This is a genomic window from Arthrobacter sp. JUb115 (assembly GCF_004365035.1).
Taxonomy (GTDB): Bacteria; Actinomycetota; Actinomycetes; order Actinomycetales; family Micrococcaceae; genus Glutamicibacter.
In genome coordinates this window covers 218,954-243,929 of the sequence record NZ_SOBS01000004.1, presented here as the reverse complement: position 1 = coordinate 243,929, position 24,976 = coordinate 218,954, and the positions used below count along the sequence as shown (strand labels likewise).

At 62.9% G+C, this 24,976-nt stretch carries 21 protein-coding genes; 5 read left to right on the top strand and 16 right to left on the bottom strand.

The features are described 5' to 3' along the window. Positions 1–59: 59 nt before the first annotated feature. Both EDF61_RS08985 and EDF61_RS08980 read left to right on the top strand, forming a co-directional pair. Positions 60–854, top strand: a complete 795-nt coding sequence (locus EDF61_RS08985; RefSeq protein ID WP_105656517.1) for a carbon-nitrogen hydrolase family protein — start codon at positions 60–62, stop codon at positions 852–854. A gap of 532 nt (positions 855–1,386) precedes the next feature. Continuing rightward, complete coding sequence (locus tag EDF61_RS08980; protein ID WP_166650754.1) at positions 1,387–2,415, top strand: Gfo/Idh/MocA family protein; 1,029 nt, start codon at positions 1,387–1,389, stop codon at positions 2,413–2,415. 33 nt (positions 2,416–2,448) lie between these two features. Here EDF61_RS08980 and galE read toward each other — a convergent pair whose 3' ends face one another. The 11 genes from galE to EDF61_RS08925 all read right to left on the bottom strand — a co-directional run bounded on the left by galE (position 2,449) and on the right by EDF61_RS08925 (position 16,073). Beyond that, positions 2,449–3,411, bottom strand: coding sequence for a UDP-glucose 4-epimerase GalE (gene galE, locus EDF61_RS08975; RefSeq protein WP_105656519.1), 963 nt, complete (start codon positions 3,409–3,411; stop codon positions 2,449–2,451). Continuing rightward, on the bottom strand, positions 3,408–4,604 hold the full coding sequence (gene galK / locus EDF61_RS08970) for a galactokinase (protein ID WP_133833862.1): 1,197 nt from the start codon (positions 4,602–4,604) through the stop codon (positions 3,408–3,410). The genes galE and galK overlap by 4 nt, the downstream gene beginning before the upstream one ends. Beyond that, positions 4,601–5,710, bottom strand: coding sequence for a galactose-1-phosphate uridylyltransferase (gene galT / locus EDF61_RS08965; RefSeq protein ID WP_133833861.1), 1,110 nt, complete (start codon positions 5,708–5,710; stop codon positions 4,601–4,603). Before galT ends, galK begins: the two co-directional genes overlap by 4 nt. 55 nt (positions 5,711–5,765) lie before the next feature. Next, entirely contained in the window at positions 5,766–6,710 is a 945-nt protein-coding gene (locus EDF61_RS08960) for an aldose 1-epimerase family protein (protein ID WP_133833860.1), read from the bottom strand. Positions 6,711–6,804: 94 nt separating this feature from the next. Beyond that, entirely contained in the window at positions 6,805–7,986 is a 1,182-nt protein-coding gene (gene mmsB / locus EDF61_RS08955; protein ID WP_105656523.1) for a multiple monosaccharide ABC transporter permease, read from the bottom strand. Continuing rightward, on the bottom strand, positions 7,983–9,521 hold the full coding sequence (gene mmsA, locus EDF61_RS08950; protein ID WP_105656524.1) for a multiple monosaccharide ABC transporter ATP-binding protein: 1,539 nt from the start codon (positions 9,519–9,521) through the stop codon (positions 7,983–7,985). Before mmsA ends, mmsB begins: the two co-directional genes overlap by 4 nt. A 93-nt stretch (positions 9,522–9,614) precedes the next feature. Beyond that, positions 9,615–10,790: a multiple monosaccharide ABC transporter substrate-binding protein gene (gene chvE, locus EDF61_RS08945; RefSeq protein WP_133833859.1), complete on the bottom strand. Its 1,176-nt coding sequence runs from the start codon at positions 10,788–10,790 to the stop codon at positions 9,615–9,617. Between the two features lie 175 nt (positions 10,791–10,965). Further along, a complete protein-coding gene (gene araA / locus EDF61_RS08940; RefSeq protein ID WP_133833858.1) occupies positions 10,966–12,477 on the bottom strand; it encodes an L-arabinose isomerase in 1,512 nt (503 codons plus the stop codon). Between the two features lie 7 nt (positions 12,478–12,484). Next, positions 12,485–13,201, bottom strand: coding sequence for an L-ribulose-5-phosphate 4-epimerase (locus EDF61_RS08935; RefSeq protein ID WP_133833857.1), 717 nt, complete (start codon positions 13,199–13,201; stop codon positions 12,485–12,487). A 35-nt stretch (positions 13,202–13,236) separates the two neighbouring features. Then, positions 13,237–14,850, bottom strand: coding sequence for a xylulokinase (locus EDF61_RS08930; RefSeq protein ID WP_133833856.1), 1,614 nt, complete (start codon positions 14,848–14,850; stop codon positions 13,237–13,239). A gap of 161 nt (positions 14,851–15,011) precedes the next feature. Further along, complete coding sequence (locus EDF61_RS08925) at positions 15,012–16,073, bottom strand: LacI family DNA-binding transcriptional regulator (RefSeq protein WP_105656529.1); 1,062 nt, start codon at positions 16,071–16,073, stop codon at positions 15,012–15,014. Positions 16,074–16,380: 307 nt separating this feature from the next. On the opposite strand from EDF61_RS08925, the gene EDF61_RS08920 reads away from it, so the two are divergent. Then, positions 16,381–17,265: a sugar phosphate isomerase/epimerase family protein gene (locus tag EDF61_RS08920; protein WP_133833855.1), complete on the top strand. Its 885-nt coding sequence runs from the start codon at positions 16,381–16,383 to the stop codon at positions 17,263–17,265. Between the two features lie 28 nt (positions 17,266–17,293). After that, positions 17,294–18,295, top strand: coding sequence for a Gfo/Idh/MocA family protein (locus EDF61_RS08915; RefSeq protein WP_105656531.1), 1,002 nt, complete (start codon positions 17,294–17,296; stop codon positions 18,293–18,295). 69 nt (positions 18,296–18,364) lie between these two features. Here EDF61_RS08915 and EDF61_RS08910 read toward each other — a convergent pair whose 3' ends face one another. The 5 genes from EDF61_RS08910 to EDF61_RS08890 all read right to left on the bottom strand — a co-directional run bounded on the left by EDF61_RS08910 (position 18,365) and on the right by EDF61_RS08890 (position 23,850). Next, a complete protein-coding gene (locus tag EDF61_RS08910) occupies positions 18,365–19,258 on the bottom strand; it encodes an ATP-binding cassette domain-containing protein (protein ID WP_105656532.1) in 894 nt (297 codons plus the stop codon). Between the two features lie 19 nt (positions 19,259–19,277). Beyond that, positions 19,278–20,342 (bottom strand): ABC transporter permease, encoded by a 1,065-nt coding sequence (locus EDF61_RS08905; protein WP_133833854.1) that lies wholly within the window; start codon positions 20,340–20,342, stop codon positions 19,278–19,280. Between the two features lie 75 nt (positions 20,343–20,417). Further along, positions 20,418–21,413, bottom strand: coding sequence for a substrate-binding domain-containing protein (locus EDF61_RS08900; protein WP_133833853.1), 996 nt, complete (start codon positions 21,411–21,413; stop codon positions 20,418–20,420). Positions 21,414–21,622: 209 nt separating this feature from the next. Further along, positions 21,623–22,636: a LacI family DNA-binding transcriptional regulator gene (locus tag EDF61_RS08895; RefSeq protein ID WP_133833852.1), complete on the bottom strand. Its 1,014-nt coding sequence runs from the start codon at positions 22,634–22,636 to the stop codon at positions 21,623–21,625. Between the two features lie 5 nt (positions 22,637–22,641). Further along, positions 22,642–23,850: a Gfo/Idh/MocA family protein gene (locus tag EDF61_RS08890; RefSeq protein WP_133833851.1), complete on the bottom strand. Its 1,209-nt coding sequence runs from the start codon at positions 23,848–23,850 to the stop codon at positions 22,642–22,644. A gap of 360 nt (positions 23,851–24,210) precedes the next feature. Here EDF61_RS08890 and EDF61_RS08885 point away from each other — a divergent pair, with 360 nt between their 5' ends. Next, positions 24,211–24,951, top strand: a complete 741-nt coding sequence (locus tag EDF61_RS08885; protein ID WP_133833850.1) for a GntR family transcriptional regulator — start codon at positions 24,211–24,213, stop codon at positions 24,949–24,951. Positions 24,952–24,976: the final 25 nt, after the last annotated feature.

Genomic DNA, 24,976 nt, shown 5'->3' with positions numbered 1-24,976 from the left:
TGCGTAGAGTCGTGAAGGTAGCGCATAGCCAGCAGCTGGCAGCAGGAAAGGACTATCCCATGAGAATCGCTTTGGCGCAGGTTCTGAGCACCGCTGATCCGCAGCGCAATCTGGTAACAGTGCGCGATCATGCGCGCCGGGCAAAGGAAGCAGGCGCCTCGCTGGTGGTCTTCCCCGAGGCCATGCAGGTTTCCTTCGGCCACGATCTCGCCAAGTACGCGCAACCCCTGGATGGGCCCTGGGCTACACTGATCCGTCAGCAGGCGCGGGATATAGGCATCACCATTGCCGTGGGCATGTTCACCCCCGGTGAAGGCGGCCGGGTACGCAACACCTTGCTGGTCGCCGGTGAAGGCGTAGATACCCACTATGACAAGATCCACCTCTACGATGCCTTCGGCTATGCCGAGTCGGATTCGGTGACGCCCGGAACTTCTCCGGTGCAGTTCGAGCATGAGGGAACGACGATCGGTTTGGCCACCTGCTACGACTTGCGGTTCCCGCGCTTGTTCACCCGCCATGCGAAGGCTGGTGCAGCGGTCAATATCGTCAGCGCTTCGTGGGGCCAGGGCGAGGGCAAGGCCGAGCAGTGGACCACCCTTGCGCAGGCCCGCGCCTTGGACGCGACGACGTTCGTGGTGGCAGTGGACCAGGCTGATCCTGAAAGCATTGGACGCAAGATCACCGGTACCGCGCCTTTGGGCGTCGGGCATTCGGTGGTGGTTGATCCGCTAGGACGCATTATTGCCCGGGCCGGTGCAGAACCCGAGCTACTGGTAGTCGATCTGGATCTCAGTCAGGTCCAGGCCGCTCGCAAGCAGCTGCCGGTGCTGGCCAACGCGGTCGACCTGTAGCCAGGCGGTTGGCTCAGCAATTGAGGCTTACCAGCCAGCCCATCGCTGGCGCCGGCGGCGAGGATGGGATCCCGGATATTACTGCGCGCTTCCAGCAGGACCCTTGAGGGGATGCGCTCGCCCAATCCGAGTTTCCGCCCGTGCGCTTTTCGATGCCATGGCCCACCGCTAAGTGCGAGAAGCCCGCGAGGCTACCGCCCGCCCGCTGCGCGATAGCAGGGATATTCCGCTGGATCTAGTCGCGAATTCAGCGAAAGCGAGGCAGAAGCGTAGCGGTGTTGCGGTCGCCAGATGAATCGCCAGCACTACTCGCGGCCCGCCTGCCGGCCTGCCAACCGTGGCCCGGACGCTGCCCTTGGCGGTCACGAGGATGCACACTGATTAACCGAGGATGCCCTGGGGCCGCATACCGCTAACCCCAGATGCTGCTGATCGGTGAATAGTCGTTGGAATACTGCTCTTCCCCCGCCTTGCGCCTTCCACTAGTCTGATTAGGATCCACCATGAATATTGCCTGCCATCGGAGCCTTCAGTGCCACTAGCCTTACCCGAATCCACGCTGCCCCATCCCTCCTCGGCTCCTGCGCTGAATTGGGGCATCCTCGGGCCGGGGTGGATCGCCTCGCAGTTTGCCGCATCGCTGAACGACTTGACCGCCAGCCGGCTCGCAGCAGTCGGCTCGCGCACCTTGGCCCGCTCCGAGCAGTTCGCACGCACCTACGGAGACGCCGGAACCCGGGCCTTCGGCTCCTATGCCGAGGTGCTCGGGGACCCTGGGGTGGACGTCGTCTACATCGCCGTCCCGCACAGCGGCCACGCGGAACTTGCGCTCGAGGCGATCGCCGCGGGCAAGCATGTCCTGGTGGAGAAGCCAATGAGCCTGGACGCCGGGCAAACTTCCCGGATCATCGAGGCGGCCAAAGCTGCCGGAGTTTTCGCCATGGAAGCCATGTGGTCACGATTCCTGCCCATCGGCAATGTGGTTTCACAGGTCGTCAAGTCCGGAATCCTGGGGCAGATCATCACCGTCCAGGCTGATTTCGGCGCCAAGTTCGAGGTCGACTACGACTCGCGCATCTACGACCCGGCGCTCGGCGGCGGGGCCCTGCTGGATGTCGGCGTCTACCCTATTGCCTTCAGCGCCATGGTCTCCCCTGCCAAGCAGCTCCTGCACGCTTCGGGACGCATGGCCAAAACCGGGGTTGACGCTACCTTCACCGCGGTCCTTTCCAATGAAGACGGTTCCACGGCAATGGTCTTCAGCAGCATCGAAACCGATTCGCCGCAGGGCGCATGGATTGCCGGCACGCAGGGCACCTTGGAACTCCAGCGCCCGATTTGCTGCGGTTCCGGGCTGGTGCTGCGCAGTGCCGACGGCAAGATCGCCGACAGCCGCGAGTTCACGGAAACCTCGCCTACTGCCGGTTTGGGCTGGGAAGCGGCCCACGTGGCCCAGTGCATTGCCCTGGGCCTGGCCGAATCCCCGGTCATGCCGCTGGCTGAATCGCTGGCGATTGCGCAGACCATGGATCGGATCGCGGCCACGCTGCGCACCAGCTAGTTTCCCAGGCCGCTGCGCTTCAGCTTGGCGCAATCAGCCGCGCTGGGCCGAAGCCTTCCAGGCGCTGTGGACCATCTGCTGCAGGCTATGGCGCATCTGCCAATCAAGGTCGCGGGCGGCCAGCTTCCCGTCGGCGACAATGCGCGCCGGGTCGCCCGGGCGGCGCGCTTCTTCCACCGCGGTGAAACCGATGCCGGTGGCCTTCGCTACCGCATCCATGATCTGGCGCACCGAGACGCCATCGCCGGAGCCCAAATTGTAGACCGGCTCCAATACCTCGCCGGCTTCCAGTTTCCTGGCCGCCTCCACGTGCGCCAGCGCCAGGTCGGCGACGTGCACGTAGTCGCGCACGCAGGTGCCGTCCTCGGTGTCGTAGTCGGTGCCGAAGATCTTCGGCGTCTTTCCGGCATTCAGCGCCTGGAACACCAGCGGGAACAGGTTGTGCGGGCTGGCATCGTAGAGTTCTTCGCTGCCCGAGCCGACCACGTTGAAGTAGCGCAGCGAGGTGTGCTTCAGCCCGGTAGCCACCGCCTGGTCCCGGATCAGCCATTCCCCCACGAGCTTGCTCTGTCCGTACGGGGATTCGGGGAAGGTGCCGGTGGATTCGGTCACCACATCTTCGTCCGGGGTGCCGTAGACGGCTGCCGAGGAGGAGAAGACCATGTTATGCACGCGGGAGGACGCCATGGCTTCGAGCAGGTGCGCGGTGCCGGTGACATTCTGCTCGAAGGCCAGCAGCGGGTGCTTCACCGATTCGCCGGCATACTTGTAGCCGGCCAAGTGGATGACCCCGGTGACCTCGTGGCGCTTCATGATTTCCACGAGCTTTTCGGTCTGCAGGATGTTCAGCTGGTAGAACGGCACCTGTTCGGGAACGAAGCCGTGCACCCCGCTGGACATCGAGTCCACGACGACCGGCTCAAGGCCTGCCGCGGACAGCGAACGCACCACGTGGGATCCGATATATCCGGCTCCGCCGGTCACTAGCCAACTCATGCCCGGCCTGCTCCTTCGTCTGCAATTACGGTGAAAATGGCCGGCTCGACATAGCCGGCCTGGTCAAAGGCTTCGCGGACGGCCTGGCTGACCGGTTCGATCTGCTCGCGCTTGACCAAGGCAATGGCGCTGCCGCCAAAACCGCCACCGGTCATCCGGGCTCCGATCGCCCCGGCCGCCATGGCCGCTTCCACGGCGGCGTCCAGTTCCTCGCTGGAAATCTCGTAGTCGTCGCGCATGGATTCGTGCGACTGGCAAAGCAGCTTGCCCACCGCGGGCAGGTCGCCTTCGCGCAGCGCGAGGACAGTATCCAGGACGCGGCGGTTCTCGGTCACGATGTGCTTGGCGCGGCGCTTGGCTACCGGGTCCCCAATGGCCTCCAGCTCTTCGATGCTGTGCACCTCGCGCAGCGATGCTACCTCCAGCACCGCGGCGGCCTGCTCGCAGCTGGTGCGACGGGCGGCGTAGCCGCCATCCACGTGCGAATGCTCTACGCGGGTGTCCATGACCAGGACCACCGCGTCATGCTGCGCCAGCGGCAGCGGCACGGATTGGGATTCCATGGATCGGCAATCCAGGAACAGCGCATGCTGGGCATGGGACATCAGCGAGGCGCTCTGGTCCATGATCCCGGTCGGAGCACCCACGAATTCGTTCTCGGCACGCTGGGTCAGCTGGGCCATCTGCACCTTGGACAGGCCCAGGCCGTAGAGATCGTCCAGCGCCACGATGGTCGCCACTTCCAGGGCATGCGAAGAGGACAAGCCCGAGCCCACCGGGACATCGGAGTCCACCATCAGCTCCAGCCCGCCAATGTGCACGCCATCGAGCTGGCTCAGCGCCCACAGCACGGCGGCCGGGTAGGCGGCCCAGCCGGGCACCGCGCGGGGCACCAGCTCATCGAGGGTAATGGAGGTGACCGGCGGTTCGTCGCCCGCCCCGTAGGTGGAGGCGAAATCCAGCACCTGGCTGCCCGGCTCCAGCTGCGACTTGCGGCGCACGGCCACCAGCGCGTTCTTGTCGATGGCGAAGGGCAGCACATAGCCCATGTTGTAGTCGGTGTGCTCGCCGATCAGGTTCACCCGTCCCGGGGCCCGCCAGATGCCTTCCGGGTGGTGGCCGTAGGCCTTGGTGAACTTCTCGCGCAGGGCGTTGACGCGCGCCGCGGTTTCCTTCGTTCCGCTGCGGCTCATGGCATGACCTCGCGCAGCCGTGCAGCAGTCTGCTCGGCCGGGACGTCGTTGATGAAAGCGCCCATGGCAGCTTCCGATCCGGCCAGGAACTTCAATTTGTCAGCGGCCCGGCGCGGGCTGGTCAGCTGCAGGTGCAGCCGTGAGGCCTTGCGGGCCACGGGCTCCAGCGGAGCCTGGTGCCAGGCGGCGATGTACGGGGTGGGCGTCGGGTACAGCGCGTCGAATCCGCGCAGCAGGTCCCGGTACATCACGGCCAGCTCGGCTTTTTCGTCCGCATTGAGCGCGGCGAAGTCCGGCACGTGGCGGTGCGGCACCAGGTGCGCTTCCAGCGGCCAGCGGGCCGCGTAGGGCACGAACACGGAGAAGTGCTCGCCCTCGGCGACCATGCGCGTGCCCTCCTTGCGCTCGAAGTCCAGGATGTCGCCCATCAGGGTGCGCCCGGTCTTCTCCAGGTGCGCGATGCCCTGGCCGGCCATCTTGGCGGCGGTTGGCGCCAGGTACGGGTAGGCGTAGATCTGCCCATGCGGGTGGTGCAGGGTCACGCCGATATCCTGGCCGCGGTTCTCGAACACGAACACCTGCGCAATGTCCTCCATGGCGGACAGGGCGGCGGTGCGCTGCGCCCAGGCCTCGATGACGGTGCGCGCCCGGGTATCATCCAGCGATGCGAAGGAACCGGTGTGCTCGGGGGTGAACACCACGACCTCGCAGCGCCCGTAGGCCGGGGCCGGCTGCTGCACCGGTGCGGCCGCTGGAATCCGGCCCATTGCCGGGCCCAGGGACGGGAAGCGGTTCTCGAAAACCACCACGTTGAAGTCCTCGGCAGGGATTTCGCTCTGCCGCCCGTGGACGCTGGGGCACAGCGGGCATTCTTCCTTGGGCGGGAGGTAGGTGCGCGACTGGCGGTGGGCCGCTACGGCCACCCAGTCCCCGGTCAGCCGGTCGTAGCGCAGTTCGCCAGGCTCCCCGCGCGGCTCCAGCGGCCGGGTGTCGGCCACCGGTTCGGGCACGGCGGCATTGGCGTCGGCGAAGAAGATCGCCTCGCGGCCATCGGCCAGGTGATGGACCCGGTGGGTCGGTTCATGTGCTGCGGAGCCCTGCGGCATTGCAATCTCTCCAGTTGACTCGTGGTGGTTCCAAAGGTGGGTGGCGCCTGGGATGCTAGCGCGGCTGGACCGGGCCGATCAGCCAGCTGGCTTCGTGGCTGGCGCCCGGTGCCAGGGCGATGACGTCCTGGCCGGAGTTGTAGCCGCCCGGCGGGCAGGTCATCGGCTCGATGGCCAGGCCGGTGCGGTCCAGGGCCGGATCATCGCGGTCGGCGGTGTGTATCTGGACCCACGGGCAGGCTTCGTCCCAGGTGATGTGCGATCCGACGCCCCCGGCGTCGGTGATCTCCGCGCGGAAAGAACCGTCCGCGCGGGCAGCCAGGCCAGTGTAGGCATGGTCGATGAAGAGATCCCCGATGGGCTTCGGGGTGCGGAAATCCAGCTCGGTGCCGGCGGCCTGAACCGTGTCGCGCGGCAGCAGGCGCGGGCCTTCGGTCAGCTGCACCTTGCCAGCTGGCAGGGTGAAGGTCCATTCATCCGCCTTCTTGCCCGGGGCGACCAGGTAGGCGTGCGAACCCCAGCCGAAGGGCGCGGTGCCCGTCCCGAGGTTGGTGGCGGCAGCGACGGTGCGCAGCCCGCCGGCCTCCAGCCGGTAGCCGATCACCAGCTGCACCTCGTACGGATAGCCGGCGCTCGGGGCGATGACGGTGCGCAGCTGGGCGAAGTCGGCACGGTGCTCGATGATCTCGAAGCCGGTATCGATCACCAGGCCGTGCAGGGCATGGCCGCGCTCCGGCTCGGTGATCGGCAGCTGCAGCTCTTGGCCTTCCCAGCTGTAGGCCCCGTCGATCACCCGGTTGGGCCACGGGGCCAGGATGGCGCCCGCGAAAACCGGGCGCGGCCCGTGCGGGTCGAAAGCGCGCACCAGCGGGCGGGAGCCGTACTGGAGGGAAACCAGGGTGGCGCCCACCGTGGCCACTTGCGCGGTGAAGCCATGGGCTTGCAGCGTCAGCACCGTTCCATTGGCGGTGTCCTTCAGGGGCAGTGCGAGGCGGTCCATGTCTTCATCCTTCTTGCTGGGCCATCGAAAACGTCGGGCACGCATGGGCCCTCCCGCAATCGCGTGCGGGAGGGCCCATGGCACCAGTGGCAGGCTAGTTGCCAGCGCCCGCGCGGCGCTTGTTGTAGATGTCGAAGGCGACTGCCAGAAGCAGCACAACGCCCTTGACGATCTGCTGGGTGGAGGCGCCCACGCCCATCAGCTGCATGCCGTTGGAGAGCACCGCCATCACCAGGCCGCCGACGATCGCGCCGGTCACCCGGCCCACGCCGCCGGTGGTCGAAGCGCCGCCGATGAAGCAGGCCGCGATGGCGTCCAGCTCGAACATGTTGCCGGCACCCGGCTGGGCGCCGTTGGAACGCGAGGAGAAGACCACTCCGGCCACGCCCGAAAGCAGGCCCATGTTGATGAAGATCCACATGTTGATCTTCTTCACGTTCACGCCCGAAAGCTTCGCGGCGGACAGGTTGCCGCCGATGGCGTAGACGTGGCGGCCGAAAACGGTCTTGGTGGTCAGCACGTGGTAGCCCAGGATCAGGGCAGCCAGGATGATCAGCACGATCGGCATGCCGCGGCTGGTGGCGATCTGCCAGAAGAACCAGAGGATGATGATGCCCGAGATGATGTTCTTGGCCAGGAACATGGCCATGGATTCAACGCTCTGGCCGTACTTGGCGCGTCCAGCGCGGTTGCGCCACTGCGAAACGAACAGTCCGGCCACGGCGATCACGCCGATGATCACGGTGAACAGGTCGAATCCGTTGCCGCCCAGCAGCCCGTTGAGGAAGCCGCCGGCGATCTGGCCGTATTCGCCGGGGAACGGCGAGAGCGACACGTTGCTCAGCACTTCGTAGGTCAGGCCGCGGAAGAGCAGCATGCCGGCCAGGGTCACGATGAACGCGGGAATGCCCACGTACGCCACCCAGAAGCCCTGCCACAGGCCGCACAGGGCGCCCACGGCGATGCCGGCGAGCATGCCGACCCACCAGGGCAGATCCCCCTTGATGACAATGACCGCGGAGACCGCACCGGTCAGCGCCACGAGGGAGCCGACCGACAGGTCGATGTGCCCGGCGACGATCACCAGGATCATGCCCAGGGCGAGGATCAGCACGTAGGAGTACTGCAAGATGATGTTGGTGATGTTGATCGGGCTGAGCAGCAGCCCGTTGGTCAGGATGGTGAACAGCACCACGATGAGCACGAAGGCAATGTAAATGCCCGAGGTGCGCAGGTTCTTGGTGAAGATATCCTTCAGCTCGCTTGTGATGGTCATCGGGTGCTTTCCTTCTCGATGGTCATGAGTTCCATGAGGCGTTCCTGGGTGGCTTCGCTGCTGGGCAGCTGGCCGGTCATTCGGCCGTAGGCCAGGGTGTAGATGCGGTCGCAGATGCCCAAGAGCTCTGGCAGTTCGGAGGAGATCACCAGCACGGCCTTGCCGGCAGCCGCCAGCTCGTTGATGATGGTGTAGATCTCGTATTTGGCGCCGACGTCGATGCCGCGGGTAGGCTCGTCGAGGATCAGCAGCTCAGGTGCGGTGTGCAGCCATTTGCCCAGCACGACCTTCTGCTGGTTGCCGCCCGAGAGGTTCCCGACCTTCGCCATCACGTTCGGGGTCTTGATGCGCATGGACTTGCGGTAGTGCTCGGCAATCTGGATCTCCTTGTTGCCGTCCACGAAGCCCTTGGAGGAGATCTTGTCCAGGCCGGCCGCGGTGGTGTTCACGCGGATGTCCTCGATCAGGTTCAGCCCGAACTTCTTGCGGTCCTCGGAAACGTAGGCGATGCCGGCCTTGATGGCCTTGCCCACGGTGGAGGTGTCCACCGGCTTGCCGTCCATCTTGACCGTGCCGGTGATGTTCCGGCCATAGCTGTGGCCGAAGATGCTCATCGCCAATTCGGTGCGCCCGGCGCCCATCAGTCCTGCAATGCCGACGATTTCGCCGGCGCGGACCTCCAGGTTGGCGCCTTCCACCACGGTGCGGTCCTGCTGGACCGGGTGCTGGACCGACCAGTCCTGGACCTCGAAGACCACGTCGCCGATCTGCGGTACGCGTTCCGGGTAGCGGGAGGACAGTTCGCGGCCCACCATGCCGCGGATGATGCGGTTCTGGTTGGACTCGGGATCGGCCATGTCCAGCGCCTCGATGGACTGGCCATCGCGGATGATCGTGGTGGTGTTGGCAATGTCCTCGATCTCGCCGAGCTTGTGCGAAATGATGATCGAGGTGATGCCCTGTTCACGCAGTCCGCGCAGCAGGTTCAGCAGGTGCTCGGAGTCGTCGTCATTCAGCGCGGCGGTCGGTTCGTCAAGGATCAGCAGCTTGACGTTCTTGCTCAGCGCCTTGGCGATTTCCACCAGCTGCTGCTTGCCCACGCCCAGCTGGCCAACCGGGGTGACCGGCAGTTCGTCCAGGCCCACGCGGGCCAGCAGGTCCGCGGCGCGGTGGTTGGTCTCGTTCCAGTCGATGAAGCCGCCGCGCGCGGTTTCGTTGCCGAGGAAGATGTTCTCGGCCACCGACAGGTACGGCACCAGCGCCAGCTCCTGGTGGATGATCACGATGCCCTGGGCTTCGGAGTCCTTGATGTTCGAGGCCTTGAGCTCTTCGCCTTCGAAAATGATCTGGCCCTCATAGCTGCCGTGCGGGTAGACCCCGGAGAGCACCTTCATGAGGGTGGATTTTCCGGCGCCGTTCTCTCCGCAGATAGCGTGGATTTCGCCCTTGCTAACCGAAAGGTTGACGCCGTCCAGCGCCTTGACTCCGGGAAAAGTCTTGGTGATGTCCTGCATGTGCAGGATCGTGGTGTCCATAGTGCAGACGTCCTTGGTGTGTGCTGTGAGCGGTGCATCCGGTGGGCGGGAGGGCGGCTTGCCCTCCCGCCCACCGGATTGCGGCCTGGGAGACTACTTGGTCTGGCCGGCCTTGACTTCCTCGGCCGTGTAGTACTCGGAGTCGACCAGCAGGGAGGTGATGTTGTCCTTGACGACGATGTCCGAATCCAGCAGGTAGGAAGGAACAACCTTCTTGCCGTTGTCGTAGGTTTCGGTGTCATTGGCTTCCGGCTCGCCGCCGCCTGCGTAGGACTTCACTGCCTCGACAGCCTGGGTAGCCAGCTTGCGGGTGTCCTTGAAGATGGTTGCGTACTGCACGCCATCGTCGATCAGCTTCACCGAAGCGATTTCTGCATCCTGGCCCGAGATGATCGGCAGGCCGGCCTCGATGGTCTTGCCGTAGCCGGCGTTGGACAGTGCGGTGATGATGCCGCGGGAGATGCCGTCGAATGGCGAGAGGATGCCGTCGATCTTGGTCTTGCCGCCCTGGTAGTGGGCGGTGATCAGGTCTTCCATGCGCGACTGGGCTTCTTCCTGGCTCCAGCGCAGGGTAGCTGCCTGCTCGATCTTGGTCTGCCCGGACTTGACCGTCAGGGTGCCGTCATCCAGGTAGGGCTTGAGGGTATCCATGGCGCCCTTCCAGAAGAAGTGCGCGTTGTTGTCGTCGATCGAACCGGCGAAGAGCTCGACGTTGAACTTGCCCTCCTTGCTGGTGCGCTTGCCTTCCTCATCGGCCAGGCCCATGCCGGTCAGCAGCGAGGTTGCCTGCTGGACGCCGACGTTGTAGTTGTCGAAGGTGACGTAGAAGTCGACGTTCTCGGTGCCGTTGATCAAGCGGTCGTAGGAGATGATCGGGATGTCCTGGTCCGCTGCGGCCTGCAGCTGGGTGGACAGCGCGGTGCCGTCGATGGAGGCGACTACCAGGATGTCGCTGCCCTTGGTGATCATCTGGTCGATCTGCTGCTGCTGGGTGGGGATGTCGTCATTCGCGAACTGCAGGTCGACTTCGAAGCCAGCGGCTTCCAGCTGGGACTTGACGGCTTCGCCGTCGGCAATCCAGCGCTCGGAAGTCTCGGTTGGCATTGCCACGCCCACCTGGATGTCCTCAGGTGCAGTCGACTCGCCTTCGCCGGCTCCTGCTCCGCCGCCAGCGCCAGCGCCACCGCCGCTGCACGCTGCCAATGCGCCGACCAGTGCCAGCGATCCCATGGTCGCCACGGCCTTGCGGGTCCAATTATTCCATGCCATCTTTTCCTCCTTGAAAGGTTGCCATATCTGCGAGTGAGACTGGACTCACACTATGTTAGCGCTAACACAGTGATTTCAGCCACCCTCTATGTAAATAAATTAAGATTCCTTACTCATTGGTAATGCACGCCCCGCCACGGGGCGCGCATTACCTGGGCAGGTGTCCTTCGAACCGCTAGAAACCCTGCGCCAAGCGGTAGTAGCTCTGGTTCACGCGAATCTGCTGCGCGAAGTTCCGGCGGGTGGTTTCCTCATCGATAACCAGCAGCTCGGTGCCTGCGATTTCGGCGAAGATCTCGAAAGCCTCGATCCCCGCGGCCGTGGACATCACCGTGTGGTGCGCACCGCCGGCAGCCAGCCAGGACTCGGCGGAAATATTGAAGTCCGGCCGCGGGCTCCACACCGCGCGCGCCACCGGCAGGTTCGGCAGGTCCGCCGGCGGAGTGACCACATCCACCACATTGGCAGTCAGGCGGAAGCGCTCGCGCATATCGGCCATGGACACGACCACCGCACCTTCGGCAACGTCCGCGTTGAAGACCATGCGCACCGGATCCTCGCGGCCGCCGATGCCCAGCGGGTGGATTTCAACCCGCGGCTTGGAGGTGGTCAGCGACGGGCAGACCTCGAGCATGTGGGCGCCGAGGATCAGCTCCTTGCCGGGAGTCAGGTCGTAGGTGTAGTCCTCCATCAGCGAGGCGCCGCCCGGCAGGCCCTCGCCCATGACCTTGGCGGCACGCACCAGTACCGCGGTCTTCCAGTCGCCTTCGGCGCCGAAGCCGTAGCCCTTGCCCATCAGGCGCTGCACAGCCAGGCCCGGCAGCTGCTTGAGCCCGCCCAGGTCCTCGAAGTTGGTCGTGAACGCCATGGCGCCGGCCTTGCCCAGGAAGGCTTCCAGCGCAATTTCCTGGGATGCGGCATAGCGCAGCGACTCGTGGCGGGCACCGCCGGCGCGCAGTTCGGGCACGACTTCGTATTCGCGCTCGTACTCGGCGACCAGCGCATCGATGTCGGCCTCGGCCACGGCCTGGACCGCTTCGACCAGGTCGTTGACGGCCCAGGTGTTCACCGAGACGCCGAAGCGGATCTCCGCCTCGGTCTTGTCCCCCTCGGTCACCGCGACGTTGCGCATGTTGTCGCCGAAGCGGACCAGGTTCAGGTTTTGCACGGCGTTGAAGCCGGCAGCGCCGCGGATCCAGGTGCCCACGCGGCGGGATACGGCAGGGTTGGAGACATGGCCGACCACGGTGGTGCGGGCCGCGCCCAGGCGGGTGGCCAGGTAGGCGTACTCGCGGTCGCCGTGGGCGGCCTGGTTCAGGTTCATGAAGTCGAAGTCGATCGAATCCCAGGGCAGTTCGACATTGGCCTGGGTGTGAAGGTGCAGCAGCGGCTTCTGCAGGGCCTTCAGGCCGTTGATCCACATCTTGGCCGGGCTGAAGGTGTGCATCCAGGTGATGACGCCCAGCACTTTGTCATCCGAGTTTGCTTCCAGCATTGCGCGGCGGATGGATTCGGAGTCCTTCAGGACCGGCTTCCACACGATCCTTGCCGGAACGTCGGCGGACGCATCCAGCGCCTGCGCGACCTCGGTGGACTGCTGCGCCACCTGGCGCAGCGTCTCTTCGCCGTACAGGTCCTGGCTGCCGGTGAAGAACCAGATTTCTTGGGTGTTATATGCCTTGGCCATGATGTCCTTACTGTCCGTAGACGTTCTGGTAGCGCTCGTAGAGCGAGTCGATATGCTTCTGGTCGATCGCGACCGGGTTGCCTAGCTGGCGCGAGATGTGCACGGTTCGCGCCACTTCCTCGCACATCACTGCGGCTTTGACTGCGGCCTTGGCGTCCTTTCCGATCGTGAAAGGACCGTGGTTGCGCATCAGCACGGCCGGGCTGCGGGACTCGCTCAGCGTGGACACGATGCCGCGGCCAATCGAATCATCGCCAATGATGGCGAAGGGGCCTACCGGGATCGGGCCGCCGAATTCGTCGGCCATCATGGTCAGCACGCAGGGAATTTCCTCGCCGCGCGCCGCCCATGCGGTGGCGTAGGTGGAGTGGGTATGCACCACGCCGCCCACCTGCGGCATGTGCTCGTAGGTGTAGGCATGGGCCGCGGTGTCCGAGGACGGGGCGCGGGTGCCATCGAGCAGCTTGCCGTCCAAGGTGCAGACCACCATGTACTGCGCGGTCAGCTCGTCGTAGGCGACGCCCGATGGCTTGATCACGAACAGGTCCGCGGAGCCGTCGGCGATTTCCGGGTGGCGCACGCGCTGCGACACGTTGCCGGCAGTCCAGACCACCAGCTCATAGCGCGGCAATTCGGCGTGCAGGTCGGCAACAATCTGGCGGACCGTGGCCACCTCGTCCTGCATTGACTGCGGGTAATCCGCCAGGATTCGTGGTTGATTCATCGGTTTCTCTTTTCGTCCGAAACTGTGTGCGATGCCTAGATGGCGGTAATGGCGGTGCGCTGAATGGCCAGGCCGGCTTCATAGGTTTCCAGGTAGGCCTCGAAGCCGGCACGGTCATCGGCCTGCGGCTCCGCGAGGCTCAAAGCGGCACCGGCGAAGACTTCGGAATCCAGGAATTCAGGCAGGGACTGCTGCAGGCCATCGAGGACTCGGCGCCGGTACGCTGCCAGGACGGCGATGCCCCATGCACCTCCGTGTCCGGCGCTGTCCCCGACAAGGACGGGAGTGTTGATCGCAGCGGCCAGCAGCCGTTGGGCCACCCCGGCGGTGCGGAAGATGCCGCCATGGGCAAACATCTGCTTGACCTCGACGCCTTCGGCGGCCAGCACGCGCAGTCCGAGGCTCAGCGTGGCGAACATGGCGTACACCTGAACACGCACGAAGTTGGGCAGGTTCAGCGTGGAGTCCGGGGTGCGCAGGATGGCCGGACGGCCTTCGGCAAGACCCGCTACCGGTTCGCCGGAAAGATTGTTGTAGGCCAGGAGCCCCGCACCATCGGCAGCACCCTGAAGGGCCGAACGCAGCAGGGTTTCGAAGACCGCGTTGTCGTCGGCGTCGCTGCCCAGCGCCCGGGCGAACTGCCCGAAGACCTGGGCCCAGGCGGCAAATTCGCTGGCGCCGTTATTGCAGTGGACCATGGCTACCGGATGCCCATCGGGCGTGGTGACCACGTCGATTTCGTGGTGCACTTCCTTGAGCGGCGCGTCGAGGACCACCATCGCGAAAATGGAGGTTCCGGCGGAGATGTTGCCGGTGCGCTGGGCTACCGAATTGGTGGCCACCATGCCGGTTCCGGCGTCTCCTTCCGGTGGGCACAGCGGGCTGCCAGGCTGGAGCTGGCCGGTGGGGTCCAGGAGCAAGGCCCCGGCTTCGCTAAGCGTGCCAGCATCTGCACCGGCGGGCAGTGCCGCGGGCAGCATTGAGGAAACCCCTGCGGTCGCGCCATGCCGGGCAGCCACCGCGTCAAAGGCGGAAAGCATCCGTGCATCGTAGCTGCCGGTGGCTGAATCGATGGGGAACATTCCCGCGGCATCGCCCACGCCAAGCACAAAATTTCCGGTGAGAAGCTCATGCACGAATCCGGCCAGCGTGTTCAGGCGGGAAACTTTCGACACGTGCTCTTCGCCGTTGAGCAGCGCTTGGAAGTAGTGCGCTACGGACCAGCGCTGCGGGATATTGAAGTCCAGTTCCTCGCTGAGCATCGCCGCCGCTTTTGCCGTGGAGGTGTTGCGCCAGGTGCGGAAGGGAACCAGCAGTTCCCGGTCGGCGTCGAAGGCGAGGTAGCCATGCATCATCGCGGAGATTCCAACGGCTCCTAGCTGCGTTGGGCGTACTCCGTGGCGCTCTTGGGCATCTGCCAGCACCTGGGCCATAGAGTCCTGCAGGCCGGCGACGATGGCTTCGCGGGAGTAGGTCCAATTCCTGTTTTCGTACTGGTTCTCCCAGGCGTGGCTGCCGCTGGCAAGCTGCTGGTGGCCGGGGCCGATCAGGCTGGCTTTGATATTCGTTGAACCGAACTCGATGCCCAGCACGGCTTCGCCGGTGCTGATGATCTCGCGGGCGGTTGGCCCGTTGAGCTGTGTTGCCATGAAATCTCCGTTCGCACAGCTCGGTGAGCAGCGCCATAGCCATCGTTTCCTGCTCCACTCGCGAAAAATGCGCTGGCAGAACAAAACCTCGATCCAATGTTAGCGCTAACAATTTGTGATCCGCAATACCGGATCCCGGACTCGGGGAATGAAGCGCTTGGCTAGCGGGCGTTGGGCGGTGCGGTACTCGCCCGGATTACCAGCGTTGGCGCAATCACTTTCGGGACCCTGTCAGCCGTGGCGCCTTCCAGCAATTCCATCAGCGCAGCATGGCCGACATCGCGGAAAGGCTGGCGAACCGTGGTCAGCGAAGGGATCAGGAAATTGGAGATTTGCAGGTCGTCGAAACCGATAACCGAAACGTCATTGGGCACTTCCAGCCCGGCTTCCCAGAAAGCACGCAGAACACCGGTGGCAAGGTAATCATTCGCTGCGAATACTGCCGTAACTTCGCCGGCGCGTATCGGGTCAACCAGACGCTGGCCTGCCTCATAGCCGCTCTGGGCCTGCCAGGATTCAGCTGGCACCTCAACAATCGGGGCCTTGGCTTCCAGCATTTTTTCCCGCCAGCCGATCTGCCGTTCGGTGGCGTCGAACCAGCCGGTCGGCCCGGACACGTGGACGATCTTGCGGTGCCCCAGGGCCAGAAGATGACCAGTGGCCAAGCGCGCGCCTTCACGCTGGTCGATGTACACGTAATGCGCCGGATCCGCGTCGGGAACCTCCGTGCGAGCGGCCACGACCACCACTGGAATCGTCAGGGCAGCATCATCCAGGGCATCGATCACCTTTTCGAAGGGCGCAACCATCACCACGCCATCAACGCCCTGGTCCACCAGGTGGCTGAGGGCTTCGCTCGCGCTGTGCGCGTCATAGCGATCCAGTGCGGTAACGGTCACGAAATATCCCTGCGCACGGGCAGCGGCCTCGATGGCCAGCACGGTGGATTGCGGTCCGAAGAATTCGCTGCCGATGGTCAGAATGCCGATAGTGCTCGAGTGCGATGTGGCCAGTGCCCGCGCGGCTCGGTTGCGGCGATAACCCAGCTGCCGGATGGCATCCAGCACCTGGTCGCGGGTTCCCGCCCTGACGTTTGGATGGTCGTTGAGCACGCGGGAAACCGTCTGATGAGACACCCCAGCCAAGGCCGCCACATCCGCCATCGACGGGGGCCGGTTTCCTGGGCGCCCTTCACCGGGCTGAGCAATGTTCACAACGGTCATTATTGCAAACACCTTCGAAACAGCCACTGTCGCGGGCGAATATCCAGTCAATCAGCGAGCCGGATTACTGCATTCCCTTGAAGGTATATAACGCACTTTCGCCTTGAACCATTGAAAAACCGGTGATGAACAGACGTATCCTGCACTCGCAGACCAGCCTAGCGGCGGCTCGGAAAAAACTCATGGAGAATTTGCCCGAGCGTATTACTTTCCGGGGAGCAATGGGCATATGATCTTGGAAGCACATTTGTACTGACAACTGTACATTTCGTTTCCACGCATGCATTCCACACGCCAAGGAGGACCAATGGCAAAACTGTCCATGAATGTCACAACAAGTTTCTACGGGAATGTTGCCACCGACATTGCAACGGCACGGTCGGCCGGATTCGGCGGCATCGAGCTGCAAAGCCCGAAACTCTATCGCTATCTTGATGCCGGCTTTTCTGTGCACACGCTTCCAGAAATGCTCACGGGCCTTGAAGTGACAGGAATCGGCGCAGTCCTTGACCTTGAACGCCAAGGCACCGCACGGGATGACATGCTCCGGGAAGTCAGGCGGATGGCCGAAATCGCCACAGTGGTCGGCGCACCGATCCTGCAAATGTGCACCGGGCCAGTGGACTGGAATGTGGTCAAGGATTTCAAGTCCGGAAAACTCGCAGCATCTGATGATCGCTACCGCGGGACACTCGGCCTCTCGGAACCGGAAGCCATGGCCATTGCCGCCGATAATGTATCTGCTGCCGCCGGGATCGCCGCAGAGCACGGGCTGGAGATCTACTTGGAACCGCTGGCTTGGTCCAATATCAATCGGTGTCGGCAAGCCCTGGAAATTATTGAGCGCTGCGGCCGCGAGAACGTTGGCATCGCCTTGGACACCTGGCATTTCTGGACCGTCGGGGACACCTTGGAAGAAGTGGCCGCGTTGCCCAAGGAACTGATCAAGGCGGCCCATATTTCCGACGGGTTGGATCTGGATCGGCGCCATGAGGTTCCGGCCCAGGACGTGCACCGCAATGTCGTCATCGGCGGTGGCGCCATCCCATTGCAGCAGTGGGTGGACGCGATCAAGTCCACCGGCTATGACGGCTGCTGGGTTTCCGAGATGTTCTCTGACCGCGCCAATGAGCACGACTTCCACAAGGTTGCCAGCACCATGCGCAATCTTCTGGACATCATGATCTCCTGACTTCAACCAACTTCACGAGGTGCCTTCAATGCAAAGATTCGCCCTGATCGGCGCCGGCTTCATCGGCTCGGTGCATGCACACAACTTGGCCGCACACCCGGAGATCGACTTTAAACTGGTCTACGACATTGACCCTCAGCGAGCTGCTGCTCTGGCCTCGCGACATGGCGCCAAGGCAGCAGCAACGCTCGACCAGATTTTCGGCAATGACGGCCTGGACGCAGTGTTCATCGCGTCATCAACGGATTCCCACGCCCAGAACCTCCGCCTTGCAGCCGATGCGCGCCTGGCGGCTCTCGTCGAAAAGCCAATCGACCTCGACTTGGAAACGGCAAAGGCGACGGTAGCCTACGTTGAACGTTCAGGAATCAAGGCCATGGTCAATTTCAACCGGCGCTTCGATCGCGCTCACGCAGAGCTCAAGGAGCTCGTGCACTCCGGGCGAATCGGCGATCTGGCTTTGCTCCAGTTGACTTCGCGTGGCCCAGCATTGCCACCACTGGATTACCTGAAAAATTCTGGCGGCCAGTTCCGCGATCAGGCCGTGCACTTCTATGATTTGGCACGCTGGATATCAGGCCAGGATCCCCTGCAGGTGCACGCCTTCGGCTCGGCCCTGTCCGCCCCGGAGATTGCGGAATTTGGCGATGTGGACACTTCGATCAGTTCGCTGCAGTTCCCTAGTGGAGCGATGGCCCAAATAGATTGTGTGCGCCATACGAATTACGGCTATGACGAACGCATCGAAGCGCTGGGGTCTGAAGCCATGGCCGCATCTGAACGGCAACCCTCGGGGCACGTCAGCCTGTTCCAGGGGCAGCACGCGCAATCCCACGGGCTGCACGGCAACTGGTTCGACAGGGTCCAGCCAACCTATGCCGCCAGCTTGGGAGCCTTCGTTCAGGCACTGGACGAAGACCGGGAAGTACCTGTCACGTTGCGTGAGGGGCTCAAATCCCAGGCCATCGCCCAGGCCGCGGTGCGTTCCATCGCTACTGGCCATAGTGAAATGATTGACTACTCGCTCTAAGCACTGGGACAGCTAAGGCCTGGGCTTCTTCACCATCGCGAAGAAGCCCAGGCTTTAGCTGCGGTTGGGTCAGGCTGTTGCTTGAGAGTTCGCGCCCGCCTCTGCCTCTGCCAGCTCTTCATCATGTCCACCAAGCTGTTCAAGCTCATGAGCCAGTTCAGCGAGTTCAGCGCCACCGGCCATCTGGGCGGTCAGCTCTTCGACGGTGATTTCCGACTTCGAGTAGTACCCGATGGAGCGGCCGCGTTTCAGCAACAGGAACGAGTCCCCTACCGGATACGCGTGATGCGGGTTGTGCGTAATGAAGATGACACCCAACCCGCGGTCGCGCGCCTGGAGGATGTAGCGCAGCACCACGCCGGACTGCTTGACGCCCAAGGCGGCGGTGGGCTCATCGAGGATCAGGACCTTGGCTCCGAAATATACCGCGCGAGCGATGGCTACGCACTGGCGTTCACCGCCGGACAGCTGGCCGATCGGCTGCTCGACGTCACGCAGATCAATGCCCATGTCGGAGAGCTCCTGCTTGGTGATGTCCTTCATTTTCTGCACATCAAGCTTCTTGAACGGCCCAACCCCGGTGGTCAGTTCCGAGCCGAGGAAGAAGTTGCGCCAGATCGGCATCAAAGGAACGACCGCCAGGTCCTGGTACACCGCGGCGATGCCGGCATCCAGTGCGACGCGGGGACTCTTGAGCTTGATGGCCGAGCCATGCAAACTGAACTCTCCTTCATCGTGCTGGTGCAAGCCGGCGATGATCTTGATCAGCGTGGACTTGCCGGCGCCGTTATCCCCGAGAACGCAGGTGACCTTGCCCGGATCCACCACCATGTCGACACCGCGCAGGGCGATGATGCTTCCGTAGTGCTTGCCAACTCCCTTGAGGGTCAGCAGGTTGTCGCTGATCTTGGGCTCGAGCTTCTCGAGCAGGTCTTCGGTCTTCTTATTCTTGCGAGTCTTCATGATTTTTGTCCTTGGCTTCCTACTTGCTGGATTCCGCACGCTTTTTCACCACGATGTTGACCACCGTAGCCAAGAGCAGCATCAGGCCAAGGAAGAACTTGAACCAGTCCGGATTCCATTCCGCGTACACGATGCCCTTGTTCGCCATGCCGAAAATGAACGCCCCGATAGCGCCGCCAATGGCTGAACCGTAACCGCCGGTGAGCAGGCAGCCGCCGATGACCGCGGCAATGATGTAGAGGAATTCATTGCCGATGCCTTCGCCGGACTGCACCGAGTCAAAGGCGAAGAGGTTGTGCATGCCCAGCACCCAGCCGCAGAATCCAACGGCCATGAAGAGTCCGATCTTGGTGCGGACCACTGGAACGCCGACGGCGCGAGCGGCCTTCTCATCCCCGCCTACGGCGAAGATCCAGTTCCCGATCTTGGTTCGGAGCAAGATCCAGGAAGCGATGATCACCATGGCGATCCAGATGAACACGGTGATCTTGACGTCGATCCCGGCGATATTGACTGAAGAGGCAAAGACCGCCTTTGCGCTCTGGAATCCTTCAATATCCGCAATAGATGGAGAGGACACCGAGCCGCCAATGGCTCGCGTCAGGCCCAGATTCAGGCCGGTGAGCATCAAGAAACTGGCCAGCGTCACGATGAACGATGGCAGATTGGTCTTGATCAGGATGATTCCGTTGATGAAACCGATCAGCAGCGAGACGACCAAGGCCAAGGCAATGCCGACCCAGACGTTGAAACCGAAGTACCAGGAGATCATCGATGCACTGAGCGCCGAAGAAATGACGGCCACACCGGTGGATAGATCAAACTCGCCACCGATCATCAGCAGTGACACGCCAACGGCCATGATGCCGATGGTCGAAGCCCCATAGAGGACGGTGGCCAAGGATGCGGGGGCCAGGAAGACCGGAGCGACGACGGCGAAGAATACGAAGAGGGCGATGGCGCCCACGAGAGCACCGATCTCCGGACGGCCCAGAAGGATAGACAATGCGCTTTTCTTGCCGACGCGCTCGTCCAGAGCCGGAGATTTTCTCTTTTGAGAGGGTGAAGCTGTTATAGATGACATGGGATTTCCTCCGTGTCCAGGCTGCGCGCCGGATCGCCGCTACCGGCAGATCAGGCGCGCGCCGAGGGGATGTGGCTAGCGGACGCCTTCTTGGGCGAAACTGGTAATTTGCTCAGCGACGGCTTTGTCTACAACAGCCGGGCCGGACAACGTCGCCTGTCCACCGCCGATGGTGAAGCCGCCACGGTTGTTCTGCCACAGCGCATCAACTGCCATGTAGCCCTGCAACCAAGGCTGCTGGTCAACGGTGAACATCACATTGCCCTTGGTGATTTCTTCAACCAACTGCGAGTTCATGTCGAAGGAAGCTACCTCGACCTCGGACTTCGCCGTGGCTTTAGCCTTGAGCAGTGTCATCGTGATGGGTGCGCCCAGGCCGATGATCGCGTCGGCTTGCTTATCGGCTTGGAGCTTTGCGGTTGCCGTTGATTCAACCTGGGTCATGTCAGTGCCCTGCACGTAGAGTATTTCGGTGTCTGGGACGATTTTCTTCACGCCGGCGCAACGTGCTTCAAGCCCAACGTGCCCCTGTTCCTGGATGACGCATATCGGCTTCTTGATTCCCGCCTCCTTCAGCTTTTCGCCAGCGGCCTGGCCTGCAAGCTGCTCATTGGAACCGAAGTGGGCAAATGCTCCGAGATCCTTGAATCGGGCTTCACCGGCATTCAAGCTGACAATGGGGATCCCGGCATCGGCAGCCTTGCCTAGCGCTCCAGCCATGGCGTCGGGCTTGGCCAGGGTCACGGCGATGCCGTCGACGCCCTGGTCAATAGCCTGCTCGATCAGCTGGGACTGGCGTCCGCCATCAGGATCACTCAGATACTGGAGTTCTACGTTGTCCTTGGCCGAAGCTTCTTCAGCGCCCTTTCTAAGAATGTCCCAGAAGGTATCTCCTGGAGCCGCGTGGGTGATGACCGCGATTTTGATGCGGTCAGTAGCCGCCACCGCACCGCCACCGGCATTGCTTTCCGGTTCCGGTGCACGCCCGCCAGTGGACGAGCAAGCCGCCAGCCCCAATGCTGGAATGATGGCGAGCGTGATTGCGAGTTTGCGCCAAATTGGCTTTCCCATATTCGTTTCCCCTTCAGGAATCCCCGGCGCACCCCGATTGTCCCCTGGGGCGGGCCGCCTTAACAAGATGTTCCGTGACTTGAATCACAAGATGCCTAAAGTGTGCGTGACGAAAAGCGATCCGTCAAGACTTTGTTAAGACATAAGGATGTGAAGACGAGTAATTTGCCGACCTCGACAAGCACGGCGAAACGCCGCTTTCACAGGGTTCAACGGTGCAGCTGCGACGAGGAGCGCACGATAAGCCGCGGTGGAATCATCAACTGACGTGCAAATTTTCCTTCCGGATTCCGCATCAATTGGAGCAGCAGCCGCACGCTGCTGCGACCGAGATCTTCCGAATCCGAGCCGATGCTGGTCAGCGAAATTCTTCCCAGCGACGATAGGGAAATATTGTCGTAGCCAGTCACCGCCGCAGACACGCCAGCCTCATCCAGAGCCTGCAGCGCCCCAATGGCGGAAAGATCATTGAAACAAGCCAGCGATTCAGGCCGTGCTCCCGAGGCCAGCAACCGCGCTACGGCTTCATGCCCGGCCTGAATCGTTGGCCCGGCTTCCACCACCTGTACGTGCTGGCGCAAGCCATGGCGCAGCATCGCCCGATGATAGGCGGCTTCGCGCATCGCAGAAACCGGACCAGCGCCACCGGCTATATGGGTAATCCACGCATTTCCGCAATCGACCAAGTGGTCAATCACCATGCCGAAGCCCTGCTCATCATCAACCGAAACCGCGCCAGCGCTTGATTGGGCCTGGCGCCCGCCGCCAACAAATACCGCGGGAGTCTCACCCAAGGCGGCTTCGAAACTGACGGCGTCATCGGCTGATCCAACGACGAGAATTCCACTGACCCGCAAATCGCGCAAGGTCTGCAATTCCGCGGGCCCAACGCCCTGCCCGTCATGAATCGCGGCCGCACTGAACAGCACGTCAAGCCCTGCTGCTTGCAACTGTTCGCGCACCACTTCCGCGACGCTCAGAACCCAGGGATTATGCAGTTCCCCCAAGACAACGCCAATGGCATGCCGGTTCTCGGCCGAAAGCGAGCGCGCTGCCAGGTTGGGCTGATAGCCCAACTCGCGGATGGAGTCCTCGACCAGCGAACGCCGCATCGAACTGACCTTGCTAGGATCCGAGAGCACCAGGGAGACCAAGGATTTTGAGACCCCGGCATGCTTGGCGACGTCCCGGATCGTGGGGCGGCGGCGCGACGAGTCAGGCATGGCGGTCAGTATTGCACACTCGCAGCGCGCACCGGCTCATCCAGCGCCTGCCACGTGCCGCTTGCGGCAGATGCTTCGGCCGCTTCGACCACTGCGGCTGCCGCCACCGCATCGGCGATGGTGGAGTTCGTTTTCTCGCCACCGGCGACAGCCAGCAGGAACTTCTTGGCCTCGATGGTCTTGAGGTCGTCAAAGCCCATCGCGTTCCCTGGGCCTGGCTGGAACCGGGAGTATTCGCCATGCTTTGGCGAGCCGATCACCGTCGTGAATCCCTGTTCTTCGTTGTCTCGACCGAGCACGACTTCCAGTTCATTCATGCGTTCAAAATCCCACTTGACCGAACCTTCCGTGCCGTAGATTTCCAGCCGGTAACCGCACTGCGGTCCCACAGCCACCCGGGATGCCTCGATAGTTCCGATCGCGCGGTCCGCCACGCCTTCTGGGCTGAAACGCACCAACGCTGCGGCGTAATCCTCATTCTCGACTTCACCTTGCTCACCGCCTTCGATCAGGTCGAAGTGCGTGCCCTGGCCCATGGATAGTTTCGGCCGGGACGGGATCATGACATTGGTGGATGCGGAAATGCCCTGGATGGGGCCGACAACATGGCTGCATAGATCAGCTGCATGGCTGAACAGGTCAGCAAGCACCCCGCTGCCGGCCAGCTCCCGGTTGAAGCGCCACGACAGAGCGGCCCGGGGGTCTGCCGCATATCCGGCAAGGAAGCTGGCGCGGACATTCGTGATGGATCCCAGCCGGCCTTCTTGCACCAGCTGGCGGGCGCGTGCGATAGCTGGCGCATGCCGGTAGTTGAACCCGACCGAGGTGACCACGCCATTACGGATGGCGGCTTGCTCGATAGCCTGCGTTTCGGCCAGGCTTCGGCCGGCGGGCTTTTCGATCCAGAAGTGCTTGCCGGCCTCCGCTGCGGCGATCGCCATGTCGGCGTGCAGGAAGTTCGGAGCGCAAATCGAGACGACATCCACCTCGGGATCGGCTAGCACCTGGTGGTAGTCCAGTGTTCCGCGCTCGAAGCCCAGTGTTGAGATCGCGAAGTCGACTCGCGACTGCTCGGTGTCCGCGGCTATGACCAGTCTTGGCTTGATGCCCAGCTCTGGATAAGCATAGGGCACCGAACTGTAGGCGCGAGCGTGCAGCTTGCCCATCCATCCCACCGAGATCAGCCCCACGCCGATGCTGCGCTGTTCATTCATGATGTTCTCCTGTCTGCGGCGTTTAACGCCGTGATTCCCTGTGGCCGCCGCGGCTCGCCTCAAGTCTTGGACCGTTCCAAAAAACCATATGTGCCACTGGAATCCTCGGGCAATGGAATCTGCCGAATTTCTTATCTGGACGATTGGACAATCCAACCTGTTGTCCAATTCCCCTTGTCGGACCTCATGTCTGACTCGAACCCCGCGGCTGGCAACGCCGCTGGGGATCACCAACTTGCGTGGAGAATGCTTTGGAATGATTGGATTTCCAGCCAAAGGATGCCCAAATCGTGAACTTTCATATATAGTTTGTCCTGTCAAAGCGACATATCATGACAAAGTCGCCGGCAAGGAGCAACTGTGAGCACACCACTGAGCATCAAGATCGACCGATCTTCGCCCATTCCCCTTTACCACCAGGTAGCGCAAGGCATCGAAGGCGCGATCCGCGACGGTTCGCTGGCCTCGGGCACTCGACTGGAAAATGAAATCGAGCTGGCCCAGCGGCTGCGGCTTTCACGGCCCACCATTCGCAAGGCCATGGATGACCTAGTCCAGTCCGGCCTGCTGGTGCGCAAGCGCGGTGTGGGAACGCAGGTTGTTTCCAGCCAGATCCGCCGGCATCTTGAGCTGTCCAGCCTGAATGACGACCTTGAGCGCGCCGGGAAGAAGCCTTCTACCACCCTGCTCAGCTTCGAGCACATTCCCGCTCCGCCGGAGATCCAGGATCTTCTTTCGCTGCCCAAGGACGTCTCTGTCTACCACTTCACCCGGCTGCGTTCTGCCGGAGGCAGCCCGCTGGCCCTCATGGAGAACTGGGTTCGCGACGACATTGTCGAGCTGGACGAAAAGTCCTTGCAGGCCCATGGCCTCTACGAGCTCCTGCGCGAAGCAGGGGTGAACTTCCGCCTGGCCCAGCAGCGCATCGGGGCCACGACCGCAGATGAAGCCCAGGCCAAGACCTTGGACGCAGCGGCCGGTTCGGCCCTGGTGACCATGCAGCGCACCGCGGTGGATGACACTGGGCGCAACGTGGAAACCGGCTCCCATGTTTATCGAGCAGACGACTACAGTTTTGAAATGACCTTGGTGCAACGCTAGGCACCTGTCCCCCGCCGTCGAAAGG